Raw genomic sequence first — 16,362 nt, 5'->3', positions numbered from 1 at the left:
TGCCCGCGAAGAAACCAGCAAATTACTTACAGGCTGAAATCACCCTCAGCCGCCAGCTCGCTCAGCGGCCGGCGCGGGCTTGGCACTTCACGGGCCTGCAGCGCCTCGTCCAGGCTGGCCTTGTCGCCCAGCTTGCCGATCGCCACCATGGCATGCAGCTCATACCCCTCTGGAATCTTCAGCTCCTGGCGTGCCAGGGCCTGGTCGAACCCGGCCATGCCGTGGGTATGCCAGCCGCTGATGCTGGCCTGCAGCGCCAGGTGGCCCCAGGCGGAACCGGTATCGAAGGTGTGCCACAGCGCGGGCTTTTCTTCGCTGGCGCCCGGCGCGGCGAAGGTGGTCTTGGAAATGATCAGCACCAGCGCCGACGCCTGCTGCGCCCAGCTGCGGTTGAAAGGCACCAGCAGGCTGAGGTAACGCTCCCAGCTCGGCGTGTCGCGGCGTGCATAAAGGAAGCGCCAAGGCTGCGAGTTGAAGGCCGACGGCGCCCAGCGTGCCGCTTCGAGGAAGCTCAGCAGGGTTTCTTCGCTGATCGGTTCGGCGGTGAAGGCGCGCGGCGACCAGCGGTTGATGAACTGCTCGTTGATGGCGTAATCGGCAATGCGGGGGGTGGCGCTCATGGCGGCTCCTGCAAGTGGATGGCAAAACACGCACGCTACTGCGTCCGCCTGGCACTGACAAGCGGTCTGGCGTTGCCGAAGGCCAGGCTCTAGACTGGCGCCGCCGCGCGCCGCGGCCTGAAGATGACTGCAGGAAACCCGTGTGATGATCGCTGACAGCGCGCCGTTCTGGCGGCGCAAGACCCTCGAACAACTCAGCCCGCAAGAATGGGAGTCGCTGTGTGACGGCTGCGGCCTGTGCTGCCTGCAAAAGCTCGAGGACGAAGACGACAACAGCGTCTATTACACACGCATCGCCTGCAAGCTGCTCGACCGCGATACCTGCCAGTGCAGCGACTACCCCAACCGCTTCGCCCATGTGCCGGACTGCATCCAGCTCACTCCGGGCAAGGCCGACCAGTTCAAATGGCTGCCGAGCACCTGTGGTTACCGCCTGGTCAGCGAGGGCAAGGACCTGCCCGAGTGGCACCACCTGGTCTGTGGTGACCGCAAACAGGTGCATGAACAGCGCATTTCGCAGGCGGGGCGTATGCTCAGTGAACATGATGTGGACGAAGACGACTGGGAAGACCACCTGATTTTCCGCGCCAGCTGAACGGCGCCCCCGTCGCCTCTGAGGAACAAGGAGTTTCGGTATGCGTTGCCAGTGGTTGTTGCTCCTCGGCCTTGTGGCCGCTTCGCCGGCCTGGGCGAAAAAAGTCGACCTCGATTACCAGGTGCGCCTGCTGCCTGCCAACGGCCAGGCCGAAGTCCGCCTGACCCTGGCTGAAGGCAGTGCCGTGCGCAGCCTGGATTTCGACCTGGGCAAGGCCGGCGCCTACAGTGGCTTCCAGGCCGATGGCCAGTGGCAGCAACAGGGCGAACGCGGCGTGTGGCAGCCGGCGGCGGGCAAGACCAGCCTCAGCTACCGGGTAAAGCTGGACCAGAAACTGCGCAGCGGCGCCTACTCCACGCGCATCACCCCGCATTGGGCGCTGTTCCTGGGTGATCAGCTGGTGCCGCCGGCACGTCTCGACCAGCAGGACGGTACCGAGCTGGTGGCGCGTTTGACGGTCGACTTGCCCGAAGGCTGGAAGAGCATCGAAACGGCCTGGCCGCGCATCGGCAAGGACAAGTTCCGTATCGACAACGTGTCTCGCCTGTTCGACCGCCCGACCGGCTGGATGCTTGCCGGCGATCTTGGCAGCCGCCGTGCCCGCCTCGGCGAGACCGACGTTACCGTGGCCGCGCCAGTGGGGCAGGGCATGCGGCGGATGGACAGCCTGACCCTGCTGACCTTCATCTGGCCGCAGTTGCAGGCAGTGTTCCCGCGCAACCCGGCCAAGCTGCTGCTGGTGGGCGCCCGTGATGGCATGTGGCGCGGGGCGATGACGGCCGACGCTTCGATCTACCTGCACAGCAGCCGGCCGATGGTCAGCGAGAATGGCAGCAGCCCGCTGTTGCGCGAGCTGGTGCAGCTGTTTGCGCAGGTTCGTGTTCGCGACAACAGCGACTGGCTGGGGCAGGGCCTGACCGAGTACTACGCCACAGAGCTGTTGCGCCGTGCCGGGGGCATCAGCGACGACCGGTACGAGGTGTGGCAGGCGCGCCTGCAGAAGCTGGGCGGCAAGGTCACCCAGCTGCGCGCCGAGCACGCCAGCCCGGCGCAGGTGGCCCGCGGGGTGATGTTGTTGCAGGCGCTGGACAAGGAGATCCGTATCCATACCCAGGCCAAGCGCTCGCTGGACGACGTGACCCGGGCGCTGATGCGCCTGCCCAGCGTCAGCACCGAAGAGTTCGTGCAGATCAGCGAGAACGTGCTGGGGCGCCGCTCCGACGTGCTGCAGAGCAAGGCCCTGCGCTAACCTGCACCGGCCTCTTCGCGGGCAAGCCCGCTCCCACAAGGGCTACGGTGGCCCTGTGGGAGCGGGCTTGCCCGCGAAGAGGCCAGTACAGGCAAAGCAGATTCAATTGCCGGTCAACGGATCCTTCCCGGTCACCGTCACCCCGCGGGTAGCTGCCTCGGCACTGGCCCTGAGTACCTCAAGCTCCGCCGCACTGCGCTGTATATCCGAACGCAAGCGGTGATACTCCTGCCGATGCTTCGACCACCAGGCCTTGGTCGAGCAATGCCCGCTGACCCCGCGGGCCACCGCCAGGCCACCCACGACCATCTGCAACAGCCCGATCAGGCCACCGTGGCGCAGCCCCTTGCTGAACATCAGCGCGCCGCCGGCCAGTGAGCCGGCGCGTTCCAGGCCGTGGACATTGTGCGCCCGCGAGCCCGGGGCGGAATGGATATCGAGCATGGTGAGCCCTCCTTGTGGAATGTAAGCAGCTGACCCGTCCATGGCGGCCGGCGTTCATTCGCTGTGCCGGGCGGTCGCGAAGGCTCTGCACCGGGCATTGCGCCCGCGTCGATGTCCGGTCTGGTCAACTGTCTGGCGGATACGGGCAACTGAAGCGGGCTGCCGCACGATTAACTGTTCCCGCGCGAAGCTCATCCACGCTGGGTTTCGACCCAGGAGCTTCACGTCCCCTCCACAAAAGAACAACAGCAGGGTTCAGGATGACAATGACAAGCGCGAGTGGCGCCGGCAATCAGCTGGCGCAAGGCTTCAAGCAACGCCACGTGACCATGCTTTCGATCGCCGGGGTGATCGGCGCCGGGCTGTTCATCGGCTCCGGGCACGCCATCGCCGCCGCCGGGCCTTCAGCCATCATCGCCTATGCGTTGGCCGGTGCGCTGGTCGTGCTGGTGATGCGCATGCTCGGGGAAATGGCGGTCGCCAGCCCCGACACGGGCTCCTTCTCCACCTATGCCGACCGCGCCATCGGGCGCTGGGCCGGGTTTACCATCGGTTGGCTGTACTGGTGGTTCTGGGTACTGGTCATCCCCATCGAAGCCATCGCCGCCGGCGTGGTGCTCAACAACTGGTTCCCACACATCGATGCCTGGTTCTTCGCCCTGAGCATGACCGTGCTGCTGACCGCCACCAACCTCTTCAGCGTGGCCAAGTACGGCGAATTCGAGTTCTGGTTCGCCATGCTCAAGGTCATCGCCATCGTCGCCTTCATCGCCCTCGGTGCCGCAGCGCTGGCCGGCGTGTTGCCGGGCCGCGAAGTCAGTGGCCTGCCGCGCCTGCTGGACGCGCAGGGCGGGTTCATGCCCAACGGCTGGACGGCAATCATCGGTGCGTTGCTCACCACCATGTTCAGCTACCTGGGCACCGAAGCGGTGACCATCGCCGCCTCGGAGTCCAAGGACCCGGCGCGCAACATCGCCAGGGCCACCCGCTCGGTGATCTGGCGCATCAGCGTGTTCTACTTGCTGTCGATCTTCGTGATCATTTCGGTGGTGCCCTGGAACGACCCGCTGCTGCCGGTGCAGGGTTCCTATCAGCGTGTGCTGGAAATCATGCACATCCCGTATGCCAAACTGCTGGTGGACATGGTGGTGCTGGTGGCGGTGGCCAGCTGCCTGAACTCGTCGATCTACATTTCCTCGCGCATGCTCTATTCGCTGAGCAAACGTGGAGACGCCCCTGGCTTCATTCAGCGCACCTCCAAGGTTGGCGTACCCCGTGCGGCGGTGATCGGCAGCACGCTGATCGGCATGCTGGCGACCATCGTCAACTACTTCGCCCCCGCCGAGGTGTTCGCCTTCCTGCTGGCCAGCTCCGGCTCGATCGCCCTGCTGGTGTACCTGGCCATCGCGTTCTCGCAGCTGCGCATGCGCGCCATCCTCCAACGCCAGCAGGTCGAGATCGCCTTCAAGATGTGGCTGTATCCATGGCTGACCTATGCGGTGATCGGGTTCATCGTGTTCGCGTTGGGCACCATGTTCGTGATGCCGCAGCACCGGATGGAAGTGTCGCTGACCCTGGCCTTGGCGCTGGTGATCCTGGTGCTGGGGGTGATTACCAGCCGCCGGCATGAGCGGCGCGAGGCGTTAGCCGCGGTCTGATGACGGGGAAATCAAACAAAGCCATCTGCCTGCAGATGGCTTTGTTGTTTGTGCCAGCCGCTTCGCGGGCAAGTCGTGGCCACTGCATCTTGTGTATCTGTCGGGTCTGGATAATTACCTGTCCGGTTTGGCAATGCAGCCTCGAGGGTGTTTAATCACCCCCCTGTGACTCCCTCAAACCCTTTAAAACAAAGGCCTCGAGAGATTTCGCCGTTCATCGAAAATGCTGTAGACACATTGTCTAACAGTGCCCTATAGTCGTTATACAAATAGTAGACATAGCGCTATGACAACAAAGAAGGCCGCCATGAAAGCCACCGTCCAACCACTCGCTGCAGAGGTGCCGCAGGACCGCAAAGCCGTCCTTGCCGAAGCGCTGCGCCGCCGGATCCTCAGCATGGAACTGGCCCCGGGCGCGGTGGTGGACGAACTGGCCCTGTGCGACGAGTTCGGCCTGTCGCGCCCCCCGGTGCGTGAGCTGCTGCGCCAGATTGCCGCGGAAGGCTACATCGAGCTGGAGGCCAACCGCGCGCCACGTGTCGCCGCGATGAACCACGAGTCGCTGCACAGCTTCTTCGTCGCCGCGCCGCTGGTCTACGTCGCCACCACCCAGCTGGCCGCGACCAACGCCTCGGCAGCGGAAATCGAAACGCTCAAGGGCATCCAGGCCCAGTTCCGCCAGGCCATCGAAGAGCGCGACGTGGAAAACCGCGTGCTCTACAACGACGCCTTCCACCTGGAGATCGGCAAGATGGCGCACAACGACTACCTGTTGCCGAGCCTGCGCCGCCTGCTGATCGACCATACCCGCCTGGGCAAGATCTTCTACCGCCACCCGACCACCGACGACATGCAGCGTGACCTCGAAGTCGCCTGCGAGCAGCACGATCAGATGATCGAAGCCATCGAACGCCGTGACCCACAGGCTGCCGGCCAGTTGGTGCGTGAGCACTTCGAGCTGTCCCGTCGGCGCATGGCCGAATACGCCGCACCGCAAGGGCTGGATGTACCGATTCAGATATGAGTTACCCGGTCGTCGCCACCGGCGCTGACCACCCGTCGAAAACGAGAACCAGGTTAGTGAGATGACAAGAATAAGTTCGTTACCTGCCGATGATGCCACCTGTGGTTGGTATCACCTGAGCAAACCTCGCACGCCGAGGCCGGCCCACAGTGGCCACAGCCAGGCGCGCTGGGTGGTGGTCGGTGCCGGTTTCACCGGGCTGGCGGCCGCACGCCAGCTGGCAACGAACTTCCCCGACGACGAGATCGTGCTGGTCGAGGCCCAGGAGGTCGGTTTCGGCACCTCCGGGCGCAACGCCGGTTTCGCCATCGACCTGCCGCACGACATTGGCGCCGAGGACTACATTGGCGACATCGACATCGCCAAGACCGTGCTCAAGCTCAACCTGGGTGGCCAGGCGTACCTCAAGGAACTGATCGAGCGCTACGACATCGAGTGCCAGTTCCGCCATTGCGGCAAGTACCAGGCCGCCATCGAGGACCGTGGCATCGCCGTGCTGGATGCCTATCGCCGTGGCCTGGACAAGCTCGGCCAGCCGTATGAAGTGATCGAAGGGCGCGACCTGCCCGAACACATCGGCACGCACTTCTACCGCAAGGGCCTGTTCACCCCCGGCACGGCGCTGCTGCAGCCTTCGGCGCTGGTGAAAGGCCTGGCCGACAGCTTGCCGAGTAACGTTTCCCTCTACGAACACACACCGATCACCGACGTCGAGTACGGCGACAAGGTCGTGCTGCGCCACGCCAACGGCTCGATCACGGCCGACAAGCTGGTGCTCACCACCAATGCCTTCGGCATGAGCTTCGGCTTCCTCAAGGGCCGCATGCTGCCGGTGTTCACCTACGGCAGCATCACCCGCCCGCTGACCGAGGACGAGCAGGCGCGCCTGGGTGGCAAGCCCTACTGGGGCGTGATCCCGGCCGACCCGTTCGGCACCACCATGCGCCGTACCGTCGACAATCGCCTGCTGATCCGCAACAGCTTCAGCTACAACCCGGACGGGCGCAGCAACCGCAAGTACCTGGAGCGCTTCGTCGAGCGCCACCGCGAATCCTTTGCCCGGCGCTTCCCGATGTTGCCCGGTGTGAACTTCGAATACACCTGGGGCGGTGCACTGGCGTTGTCGCGCAACCACATGGGCTTCTTTGGCAAGTTGGCGCCGAACGTGGTGGGCGCCTTGTGCTGCAATGGCCTGGGCGTTACCCGTGGCACGGTCACCGGCAAGTTGCTGGCCGACTGGCTGGCGGGCGACAAGAACGAACTCATCGAGTTTCTGCTCAATGCCCCCGGGCCTTGTGCGAACCCGCCGCAGCCCCTGGTTTCGCTGGGCTTGAACGCTAACCTGATGTGGGGGCAGTTCCGCGCAGGCAAGGAAAGCTGACCGTCACCTGAGTTAGGCCAAAGAACTTTTAACGCCGGTCGTATTTAGCCGGCACGGGCGCGCTTTGCCCGAATTTGATGATCGAGACGGGCAGTCCGATCACCCGGGGCTGAAGTGTGTTTTCAGTGTCGCGGGCGCGCTCGCCTTGAATATGTGCATGCAGATGAAGTGGTAGGAACAATAATGACAAGTCCGAATATTTCGATTGAAGATGTACCGATCAACAAGTTTCACCAGTTGCTGACCTTGCGTTCCGGTGGCGGTTCGTTCGTCGATGGCTATGTGCTGAGCATCATCGGTGTGGCCATGGTGCAGATGTCTGCCGGGCTCAGCCTCACCAGCTTCTGGCAGGGCATGATCGCCGCCTCGGCGCTGATCGGCATCTTCTTCGGTGGTTTCTTCGGCGGCTGGCTGACTGACCGCCTGGGCCGCAAACGGGTGTTCTTCGTCGGCCCGACCCTGTTCATGCTGGCTTCGCTCGCGCAGTTCTGGGTGGAGTCGGCGCTGGCCCTGTTCCTGTTGCGCTTCGTCATCGGCATCGCAGTGGGTATCGAGTATCCGGTGGCGACTTCGCTGCTGGTCGAGTTCCTGCCCAAGAAGAACCGCGGCCCACGCCTGGCCACCCTGACCGTGTTGTGGTTCGCCGGTGCCGCCACGGCCTACATGGTCGGTGAAGCGATCCTGCGTCACGGCGGCGACGATGCCTGGCGCCTGGTGCTGGCCAGTGCCGCCGTGATTGGCGCGCTGCTGTTCGCCATCCGCCTGGGCACCCCGGAATCGCCGCGCTGGCTGATCAGCAAGGGGCGTTCGGCCGAGGCCGAACAAGTGATCCAGCACGTCTACGGCAACGGCTTCAGCCTGAAGAACCTGCCCGAGGAACCCAAGACTCGCCAGTTGTCGTTCCTCAGCCTGCTGCATTCCGGCTACGGCAAACGCATGTTGTTCGTCACCATGTTCTGGACCTGCTCGGTGATCCCGGTGTTCGCCGTCTACGCTTTCGCGCCGAAGGTGTTGGGTGCGCTGAACCTGAAAGGGGACTGGGCGGCGATCGGCTCGGTGGCCATCACCTCCCTGTTCGTGGTCGGTTGCATCATCGGTACCCGCCTGCTGAACACCCTCGGCCGGCGCACCACGCTGCTGCACAGCTTCTTCTGGTCGGGGCTGGCACTGCTCGGCCTGGGCGCCTTCAGCCATGGCAACGAGATGCTCATCCTCGTCCTGTTCGGTGCCTATGCCTTGTTCATTGGCGGTGCCCAGGTGCTGCAGCTGGTCTACCCGAACGAACTGTTCCCCACCGAAATCCGCGCTGGCGCCGTGGGCGTAGGCACCTCGATGTCGCGGATCGGCGCCGCCGTCGGTACCTGGCTGGTGCCTGTCGCCCTGGATAACTATGGCATTGGCCCGACCATGTACGCCGCTGCCGCCGTGACATTCGTCGGCCTGGCCTTCTCGGTTGCCCTGGCCCCGGAAACCCGCTCGCTGAACCTGCAACAGGCCGCTTCGCTGGGCTGATTCGACTGACAACCTGCCACGGCGTCGATCCACCGTGGCCTTTACAACACTGATCAACGCACTGGAGAACCTACCGTGAAATTCGAAGGCATCTACACCCCGGCAATCACTCCGCTGGCTGCGGACGGCTCGATCGACAAGGCGGCGTTCGCCGAAGTGCTCGAATACCTGGTCGAGTCGAAGATCCACGGCGTCATCATCGGCGGCTCCACCGGCGAGTACTACGCCCACACCACCCAGGAGCGCATCGAACTGGCCGCCCAGGCCAAGGACGTGCTCAACGGCCGCCTGCCACTGATCGTCGGTACCGGCGGCATCCGCACCGAAGACGCCGTGGCCTTCGCCCAGCACGCCAAGGAAATCAAGGCCGACGCGCTGCTGGTCGGCACCCCGCCGTACGCGCTGCCAACCCAGCAGGAAATCGCCCTGCACGTCAAAGCGGTGGACGCTGCCGCCGGCCTGCCGATCATGCTCTACAACTATCCAGGCCGCATGAGTGTGAGCATGGGTGAAGAATTCTTCGATGCGGTTGCCGATGTGAAGAACATCGTCGCCATCAAGGAAAGCTCCGGTGACATGGCTCAGCTGCACCGCCTGACCATCCAGCGCCCGAACATCCAGCTGTCGTGCGGCTGGGACGACCAGGCCCTGGAATTCTTCGCCTGGGGCGCCAAGAGCTGGGTCTGCGCCGGCTCCAACTTCATCCCGCGTGAGCACGTGGCCCTGTACGAAGCCTGCGTGATCGAGAAGAACTTCGACAAGGGCCGCAAGATCATGGCCGCCATGATGCCGCTGATGGACTTCCTCGAAGGTGGCAAGTTCGTCCAGTCGATCAAGTACGGCTGTGCCCTCAACGGTCTGAGCACCGGTGGCGTGCGCAAGCCGCTGTACGACCTCGACGCCGCCGAGAAGCAGGAACTGCAGCGCGTGGTCACTGAACTGAAGGCCACCATCGCCCAGATCAAATAAGGAGGCTGGAAAAATGGCTGAATTGCTGAGCAAGGCACAATACGCGGCCATCGCCGCCGACCTGCAATTGCGCACCCAGGCGTTCATCGACGGCGAATTCCGCGATGCCATCTCGGGCCGCACCTTCGTCACCACCAACCCGGCCACCGGCAAGCAGCTGGCCGAGGTCGCCGCCTGCGACGTCAACGACGTCAACGTCGCCGTGGCCGCTGCCAAGCGCGTGTTCGAGGAAGGCACCTGGTCGAAGATGCAGCCGAACGACCGCAAGCACGTGCTGCAGAAGTTCGCCCAGCTGCTGGAAGACAACGCCCATGAGCTGGCGGTGCTGGAAGCGCTGGACAGCGGCAAGCCGGTCAGCGAGTGCCAGACCGTCGACGTGCCGGAGACCATCCACACCATCCGCTGGCATGCCGAGCTGATCGACAAGATCTACGACGCCACCGCCCCGACCGGCAATGCTGCCGTGACCATGGTGGTGCGCGAAGCCATCGGCGTGGTCGGCCTGGTGCTGCCGTGGAACTTCCCGTTGCTGATGCTGGCCTGGAAGATCGCCCCGTCGCTGGCCGCCGGTTGCTCGATCGTGGTCAAGCCGGCCAAGGAAACCACCCTCAGCGCCCTGCGCGTGGCCGAACTGGCCCACGAGGCGGGCATTCCTGCAGGCGTGTTCAACCTGGTGCCTGGCGGTGGCCGTGAAGTGGGCGAGGCCATCGGCCGCCACATGGACATCCCGATGGTCAGCTTCACCGGTTCCACCGACACCGGCCGCCTGTTCCTGAAATACGCTGCCGAGTCCAACCTCAAGCGCATCGTCCTGGAACTGGGGGGCAAGAACCCGGCCGTGGTCATGAACGACTGCGAAGACCTGGACGAAGTGGCCCAGTTCGTCACCGCCGGCGCGTTCTGGAACATGGGTGAGAACTGCTCGGCGTCCTCGCGCCTGATCGTTCACAAGGACGTGAAGGACGAACTGCTAGGCCTGATCGCCAAGCACCTGAAGGACTGGAAGCTGGGCGATCCGCTCGACCCGGACAACCGCCTGGGCGCCATGGTCAGCAAGTCGCATTTCGAGAAGGTCAAGTCGTACCTGGAATACGCTGCCGAGCAAAAACTCAGCATCGTTCAAGGGGGCGAGACCGAGGAAGGTGTGTTCGTGCAGCCGACCATCGTCGATAACGTTGGGCGCGACAACAAGCTGTTCGTCGAGGAAATCTTTGGCCCGGTGCTGAGCGTGACCAGCTTCGAGACCATCGACGAGGCGATCGAGCTGGCCAACGACACCGTTTACGGCCTGGCCGCATCGGCCTACACCGGCAGCCTGCGCAATGCGCTGCGCCTGTCGCGTGAAATCCGCGCGGGCGTGGTAACGGTCAACTGCTTCGGCGAGGGCGATGTGACCACGCCGTTCGGTGGCTACAAGGAGTCTGGTTTTGGTGGGCGCGACAAGTCCATCTGGGCCCATGACCAGTACACGGAGCTGAAGACCATCTGGATCAACGCTTCGTGATCAGAGCAAGACCGGTGCTGTTCTGACGGAGCTCAGCACCTGGCCGCCCTTGCAGTTTTGCTGCAAGGGCGGTTTTTTTATTTGAATTTGGGCCCCGAACGGGTATTCAGCCCTTTGGCCATGCGGTCGTACAGCACCACATTGACCGTCGCCGCCAGGTTCATGCAGCCCTCGGTGGGGATGTAGATGGTCTCCTCGCACCAGCCACGCACGTCCTCGCTCAACGAGCCATCTTCAGGCCCGAAGATATAGATCGCCCGGTCCGGGTGGGTGTATTCAGGCAGCGGCCGCGCACCGTCGACCAGCTCTACCGCCACTGGCGTGCAACCCAGGGGAATGATGCGTTGCAGGTCGTCGATGCCGATCAGCGGGATGTCGTAGTGCACCCGCTTGGTATCGGTGACGAAGTCACGTGCGCGTTCATAACGCTTGCCGGTGTAGAACACCGAGTTGACGCCGTAGCAACCCGCTGCGCGCATCACTGAACCTACGTTCTCCGCAGACTTGGGGTTGAACAGGCCGATGCAGCTGTACCGTTTGTTTGCCACGTGCCGGGGCCCTTCGCGAAAAAAGAGCGCGATTATACGGGCTTGCCGGCGACGAGGGGGATTGTGCTGACGGTCAGTCCTTTTTCAGCATGCCCGCCAGCCCGGCGAACGGGTTGTGGGTGGCCTTGGCGATGCTCGGAGTGCTGGTCGAGCCTTCGCTGAAGTACTGCTGGTCGGTGTAGCGCGAGTGTTCGTTGTCGTGGCAGTACAGGCACAGCAGCTCCCAGTTGGAGCCGTCCTGCGGGTTGTTGTCGTGGTTGTGGTCACGGTGGTGCACGGTCAGCTCGCTCAGGCGCTTGCCGGAGAACTCGCGGGCGCAGCGGCCGCACACGTGCGGGTACATTTTCAGGGCCTTGTCGCGGTAGCCCATCTCCTTGTCGCGCTTGGCGTCGGCGAGGATGCGATCGAGGCGGGCGGTGGCGGCGGAGGTGGAAGCCGAACTCATGGTGTTTCCTTTGTTCTGATCAGGCAGATGACGGTTATGCCATTGAGTCTAGCGCGCTTGCGGGGCAGGCGGACAGGCGAAAACTCGAATATCGGCGTAGCCTGTAGAAAGGTTCCCGACAGGAGGTTGCTGATGTACCACGCGATCCTCGCCGCGCTGCTTGTCGCCGCCATGCCCCTGGCCGAAGCGGCGGGCACGCCACCCCGGCTGAACACCCCGGTACCCGGTGCACCCGGCACGCCGACGCCCACGCCTTACCCGCAGATTACCCCGAGCGCGCCGCCCAAGGCCTACGACAGCACGCCGGGTGCGCCGCTGCTGCCACCGATGCCGGTGCCAGGGCCGCCCAAGGACCAGGAGTTGCCTGGTTTGCGCCAGGAGCCTCCTAAAACGCCTGTGCAGGATGATTGACTGTGGAATTTTGGGGCGCTATGCGCCCCCGGCATTCTCAAGCGATACCCAACTCGCCAAACACGAACGCATATTCCAGCGCCACATCGCGCAGCCCTTGGTATCGCCCGCTCATCCCGCCATGCCCGGCCCCCATCTCGGTCTTGAGCAGTAGCAGGTTGTCGTCGGTCTTGCGCGTGCGCAGGCGCGCCACCCATTTGGCCGCCTCCCAGTACTGCACGCGGCTGTCGTTGTAGCCGGCCACCACCAGCATGGCCGGGTAAGCCTGGGCGCTGACGTTCTCGTAAGGCGCATAGGCCTTGATGCGCTCATACACCTCGGGCTCTTCGGGGTTGCCCCATTCGTCGTACTCGGTGACGGTCAACGGCAGCTCGGGGTCGAGCATGGTATTGAGCACGTCGACGAACGGTACCTCGGCAATGGCGCAGCGGAACAGCTCAGGGCGCAGGTTGAGCACCGCGCCCATCAGCAGGCCACCGGCGCTGCCGCCGCTGATGGCCAGGCGCTCTGGCGCGGTCACGCCCTCGGCGATCAGGTGTTCGGCACAGGCGATGAAGTCGCTGAAGGTGTTGTGCTTGTGTTCCTGCTTGCCGGCGCGGTACCAGGCTTCACCCAGTTCGCCGCCACCGCGCACGTGGGCGATGGCGAAGGCCACGCCGCGTTGCAGCAGGCTCAGGCGGGCGTGAGAAAACCATGGGTCGAGGCTTTCGCCGTAGGCACCGTAGCCATACAGATAGAGCGGCACGGTCTTGTCCAGGTCTTCGCGGCGGCGCACCAGGCTGATCGGTACCTGGGTGCCATCCGGCGCAGTGGCCCACAGGCGCTGGCTGACGTAGTCGTCGGCGTCGAACTGGCCGAGCACCGGGGTCTGCTTGAGGACTTCCTGAGCACCTGTGGCCAGTTCCAGCTGGCGCACCTGGGCCGGGCGGTTGAGCGCTTCATAGCGCAGGCGCACGCGGCGGCTGGCGAACTCCAGGCTGTCCTGCACATACAGGCTGTAGGCTGCGTCGGGCAATTCGACCCGGTAGGGGGCCAGCCCCTGCGGGCGCACTTCGATGATCGGCAGGCCGCCTTCACGCAGGCTCAGGGTCAGCGCATCGGCATTCAGGCTCAGGCCTTCGAGCATGATGTCGTCGCGGTGCGCCACCAGCACCTGCCACTGGTCGCGGCTGGGGACCGGGGTGGCCGGGGCGTGGCAGAGGGCGAAGTTGATGCCGTCCTGGTTAGTGCGGATGAACCAGCGCCACTGGCCGTCGAGCTGGCCATGATCGGGGAAGTACTCATGGCCTTCGACCCGTGGCGCCAGGCAGCTGAACGCCGCCTGGGGCGTTTCGGCGTCGAGCACCCAGGCCTCGCTGGTGGTCTTGCTGTTGAGCAGCAGCACCAGCTGGCGCTCGGAGCTGGTGCGGTAGCAGTGCAGGAAGAAACGGCCGTCAGCCTCTTCGAACACCGTGCTCGCGTCCGCCTCGCCCAGGGTGTGACGGCGCAGGCGCCAGGGGCGATGGGTGTCGTCCAGCTCGGCGAAGAACAGCGTCTGGCTGTCGTTGGCCCAGGTCATGCTGCCGTCGCAATCGTCGAAGGGCAGGGCGGTCAGGTTGCCGCTGGTCAGGTCCTTGACATACAGGGTGTAGATTTCGTCGCCGCTGGTGTCGAGGCTGTAGGCCAGCAGGCGGTGGTCAGGGCTGACACTGAACGCGCCCAGCGACAGGAAGCCGCCGTTGGCCAGGGCGTTGGGGTCGAGCAGCAGTTGCTCCTGGCTTTCATCCACCGTGTTGGAGTCGTCCGCCGGGCGTGGGCAGCGGTAGTGGCGCGGGTACTCGTCGCCTGCGGTGGTGCGGGTGTAATAGAGGTATGGACCCCAGGGAGAGGGCAGCGACAGGTCGGTTTCGAGGATGCGGCCCTTGATCTCTTCGAACAACTGCTCGCGCAGCGGCGCCTGGTCGGCCAGGCAGGCCTCCTGATAGGCGTTTTCCGCCTGCAGGTAATCGAGCACTTCCTGGGTATCGCGCTGTTGCAGCCAGGCATAGGGATCGGCGGCCTGGTCCTGGCGGGCAATGGGGGGCTGGGGCTTGGTTGGCATCGGGGATCTCTTGACCGGGACAGGGAGACGCTGTCTGCGCCCTGAAAAGTGTTTATCATAGGCATCTCTTTGCCTGGCTTGCACGAACACCATGATCGAGAACGACTACACCTTCGCCTGGGGCCTCTACGCTGTCGCCGCGCTGGGCTGCCTGCTGGTGGGCTTCAAACTCACCGGCTGGATGTGGCGCTGGCTGCGTGAACCCCTGCGGGTGATCCTGGCGGTGCTGCTGCTGACGCCGACCATCGTCGACCCGGTCAAGGACAGCTTCGCCCCGGCGATCGCCATCACCGCCCTGGACCTGGCCTTCAAGGTCGGCAACAACGCCTGGCGGGCGATATCCGATTTCGCCATGTACGGCATGATCGCCTTCGGCGTGTACATCGTCTTCGTGCTGATCCGCTGGCCGCTGGAAAAGCGCGCCCGCGAGCGCCGGGCGCAGGCTGAAGCCGCCGCCGAGCGCCGTGCCGTCGAGGACAATGCCGTCACGGCGGGTGCGCCCATGGCTGCCGAGCGCCATGACCGTTACCGCAACGACCCGCCACCTGCCGCACCGGGCGGCGGCCGTGGCCGGGTCGAGCCACGGCTGTAAGCGGAGGCATCACCATGTGCGAACTGCTGGGCATGAGTGCCAACGTCCCCACCGACATCGTCTTCAGCTTTACCGGCCTGATGCAGCGTGGCGGGCGTACCGGCCCGCACCGCGACGGCTGGGGCATCGGTTTCTACGAAGGGCGCGGCCTGCGCCTGTTCCAGGACCCGGCCGCGAGCAGTGAGTCGGAGGTCGCCAACCTGGTACAGCGCTACCCGATCAAGAGCGAAGTGGTGATCGGCCATATCCGCCAGGCCAACGTCGGCCGCGTGTGCCTGTCCAATACGCACCCGTTCGTCCGCGAAATGTGGGGGCGCAACTGGTGCTTTGCGCACAACGGCCAGCTTGGCGAGTTCAAGGGCGAAGCGACCTTCTATCGCCCGGTGGGCGATACCGACAGCGAGGCCGCCTTCTGCGACTTGCTCAACCGTATCCGCGCGGCATTCCCCGAGCCGGTCGAGGTGGAACAGCTGCTGCCGGTGCTGGTCGAAGCCTGTGCCGGGTATCGCGGCAAGGGCGTGTTCAACTGCCTGCTCAGCGACGGCGACTGGCTGTTCTGCTTCTGCTCCACCAAGCTGGTACACATTACCCGGCGAGCGCCGTTTGGTGCTGCCCGCTTGAAGGATGTCGACCTGATCGTCGATTTTCATACCGAAACCACACCCAATGACGTGGTCACGGTCATCGCCACCGAGGCCCTGACCGAGAACGAGACCTGGCGGCGCTACGAGCCCGGCCAATGGGGCCTGTGGCGGCACGGCGAGTGCGTTTCGCAAGGCCAGAGCTAAGGACGCTGCATGTTCAGAAGTTACCTGCGGTTGCTGCTGTTCACCTTCGGCCTGTTGGCCGGTATCCAGGTGCCCGGGCTGGTCAAGGACTACAGCCAGCGGGCCGAGGCGCACCTGTTCGAATCGCGCCAGGCGCTGGATGGCTTCAAACAGACCGCCGAGCGCTTTTTCAACGGCGATCTGCAAGCCCTGGTGCGGCATTACCGGACCAGTGACGACCCGGTATTCCTCAGCGATGCCAACAGCATCGAGAGCCTGCTGATTCGCAATCAGCTGCTGGAAGACGAATGGCAGGCGCTGCAAGGGTCGTGGGTGAGCCGCACCTGGCATGTGCTGGTGCAGCCGGACCCGCAGCTGCGCGAAGAGACGCTCAAGGGCTACAGCTACCAGATCCTGCTGGTGCCTGAGGCGATCGGCTGGGGCGTCGGGGCCGGGTTCGTGCTGGCGTTCGTGGTCGAGAGCCTGTTGCTGGGGATCGGCTGGGTGATCCTTGGCGGGCGGCGGCGTGGGGCGGTGAAAGAAAGCTGGCGCTGATTTCTCTG

17 protein-coding genes are annotated in these 16,362 nt (G+C 64.4%); 12 read left to right on the top strand and 5 right to left on the bottom strand.

Going from position 1 to position 16,362, the window contains the following annotated elements:
- Positions 1–26: 26 nt before the first annotated feature.
- Complete coding sequence (locus CAF78_RS02030) at positions 27–620, bottom strand: nitroreductase family protein (RefSeq protein WP_085675728.1); 594 nt, start codon at positions 618–620, stop codon at positions 27–29.
- A gap of 145 nt (positions 621–765) precedes the next feature.
- Here CAF78_RS02030 and CAF78_RS02025 point away from each other — a divergent pair, with 145 nt between their 5' ends.
- A complete protein-coding gene (locus tag CAF78_RS02025) occupies positions 766–1,215 on the top strand; it encodes a YcgN family cysteine cluster protein (protein WP_085675729.1) in 450 nt (149 codons plus the stop codon).
- A 40-nt stretch (positions 1,216–1,255) separates the two neighbouring features.
- The gene (locus CAF78_RS02020) at positions 1,256–2,464 is read left to right on the top strand and encodes a hypothetical protein (RefSeq protein ID WP_085675730.1); all 1,209 of its coding nucleotides are present in this window, start codon (positions 1,256–1,258) and stop codon (positions 2,462–2,464) included.
- A gap of 102 nt (positions 2,465–2,566) precedes the next feature.
- On the opposite strand, the gene CAF78_RS02015 is transcribed toward CAF78_RS02020, so the two are convergent.
- Positions 2,567–2,908, bottom strand: a complete 342-nt coding sequence (locus CAF78_RS02015; protein WP_085675731.1) for a DUF2892 domain-containing protein — start codon at positions 2,906–2,908, stop codon at positions 2,567–2,569.
- Positions 2,909–3,168: 260 nt separating this feature from the next.
- Here CAF78_RS02015 and gabP point away from each other — a divergent pair, with 260 nt between their 5' ends.
- The 6 genes from gabP (at position 3,169) to CAF78_RS01985 (ending at position 10,956) form a co-directional block, all read left to right on the top strand.
- Positions 3,169–4,566, top strand: coding sequence for a GABA permease (gabP, locus tag CAF78_RS02010; protein WP_085675732.1), 1,398 nt, complete (start codon positions 3,169–3,171; stop codon positions 4,564–4,566).
- A 307-nt stretch (positions 4,567–4,873) separates the two neighbouring features.
- On the top strand, positions 4,874–5,590 hold the full coding sequence (locus CAF78_RS02005) for a GntR family transcriptional regulator (RefSeq protein ID WP_085675733.1): 717 nt from the start codon (positions 4,874–4,876) through the stop codon (positions 5,588–5,590).
- A 61-nt stretch (positions 5,591–5,651) separates the two neighbouring features.
- Positions 5,652–6,971 carry an FAD-binding oxidoreductase gene (locus CAF78_RS02000; protein ID WP_085675734.1) on the top strand — a complete coding sequence of 440 codons (1,320 nt, stop codon included), beginning with the start codon at positions 5,652–5,654 and terminating at the stop codon, positions 6,969–6,971.
- Positions 6,972–7,154: 183 nt separating this feature from the next.
- Complete coding sequence (locus tag CAF78_RS01995) at positions 7,155–8,483, top strand: MFS transporter (protein ID WP_085675735.1); 1,329 nt, start codon at positions 7,155–7,157, stop codon at positions 8,481–8,483.
- Positions 8,484–8,558: 75 nt separating this feature from the next.
- The gene (locus tag CAF78_RS01990; protein WP_085675736.1) at positions 8,559–9,452 is read left to right on the top strand and encodes a dihydrodipicolinate synthase family protein; all 894 of its coding nucleotides are present in this window, start codon (positions 8,559–8,561) and stop codon (positions 9,450–9,452) included.
- A gap of 13 nt (positions 9,453–9,465) precedes the next feature.
- A complete protein-coding gene (locus CAF78_RS01985) occupies positions 9,466–10,956 on the top strand; it encodes an aldehyde dehydrogenase (RefSeq protein WP_085675737.1) in 1,491 nt (496 codons plus the stop codon).
- A 77-nt stretch (positions 10,957–11,033) separates the two neighbouring features.
- Here CAF78_RS01985 and CAF78_RS01980 read toward each other — a convergent pair whose 3' ends face one another.
- Both CAF78_RS01980 and CAF78_RS01975 read right to left on the bottom strand, forming a co-directional pair.
- On the bottom strand, positions 11,034–11,504 hold the full coding sequence (locus tag CAF78_RS01980; RefSeq protein WP_085675738.1) for an RNA methyltransferase: 471 nt from the start codon (positions 11,502–11,504) through the stop codon (positions 11,034–11,036).
- A gap of 73 nt (positions 11,505–11,577) precedes the next feature.
- Positions 11,578–11,949: a YajD family HNH nuclease gene (locus CAF78_RS01975; RefSeq protein WP_023381762.1), complete on the bottom strand. Its 372-nt coding sequence runs from the start codon at positions 11,947–11,949 to the stop codon at positions 11,578–11,580.
- A 132-nt stretch (positions 11,950–12,081) separates the two neighbouring features.
- On the opposite strand from CAF78_RS01975, the gene CAF78_RS01970 reads away from it, so the two are divergent.
- Positions 12,082–12,360, top strand: a complete 279-nt coding sequence (locus CAF78_RS01970; RefSeq protein ID WP_085675739.1) for a hypothetical protein — start codon at positions 12,082–12,084, stop codon at positions 12,358–12,360.
- Positions 12,361–12,397: 37 nt separating this feature from the next.
- Here CAF78_RS01970 and CAF78_RS01965 read toward each other — a convergent pair whose 3' ends face one another.
- Positions 12,398–14,440, bottom strand: a complete 2,043-nt coding sequence (locus CAF78_RS01965) for a S9 family peptidase (protein ID WP_085675740.1) — start codon at positions 14,438–14,440, stop codon at positions 12,398–12,400.
- Positions 14,441–14,531: 91 nt separating this feature from the next.
- Between CAF78_RS01965 and CAF78_RS01960 the strand changes: the two genes are divergently transcribed.
- The 3 genes from CAF78_RS01960 to CAF78_RS01950 are packed head-to-tail and all read left to right on the top strand — an operon-like array spanning position 14,532 to position 16,354.
- Positions 14,532–15,032 (top strand): MFS transporter, encoded by a 501-nt coding sequence (locus CAF78_RS01960; RefSeq protein WP_085675741.1) that lies wholly within the window; start codon positions 14,532–14,534, stop codon positions 15,030–15,032.
- Between the two features lie 14 nt (positions 15,033–15,046).
- Positions 15,047–15,820, top strand: coding sequence for a class II glutamine amidotransferase (locus CAF78_RS01955; RefSeq protein WP_085675742.1), 774 nt, complete (start codon positions 15,047–15,049; stop codon positions 15,818–15,820).
- Between the two features lie 9 nt (positions 15,821–15,829).
- Positions 15,830–16,354: a DUF2937 family protein gene (locus CAF78_RS01950; RefSeq protein WP_085675743.1), complete on the top strand. Its 525-nt coding sequence runs from the start codon at positions 15,830–15,832 to the stop codon at positions 16,352–16,354.
- Positions 16,355–16,362: the final 8 nt, after the last annotated feature.

Source organism: Pseudomonas sp. R28(2017), assembly GCF_002112505.1.
Lineage (GTDB): Bacteria > Pseudomonadota > Gammaproteobacteria > Pseudomonadales > Pseudomonadaceae > Aquipseudomonas.
Note: the sequence above shows the minus strand (reverse complement) of the source record. Positions and strands in the feature narration are given on the sequence as shown.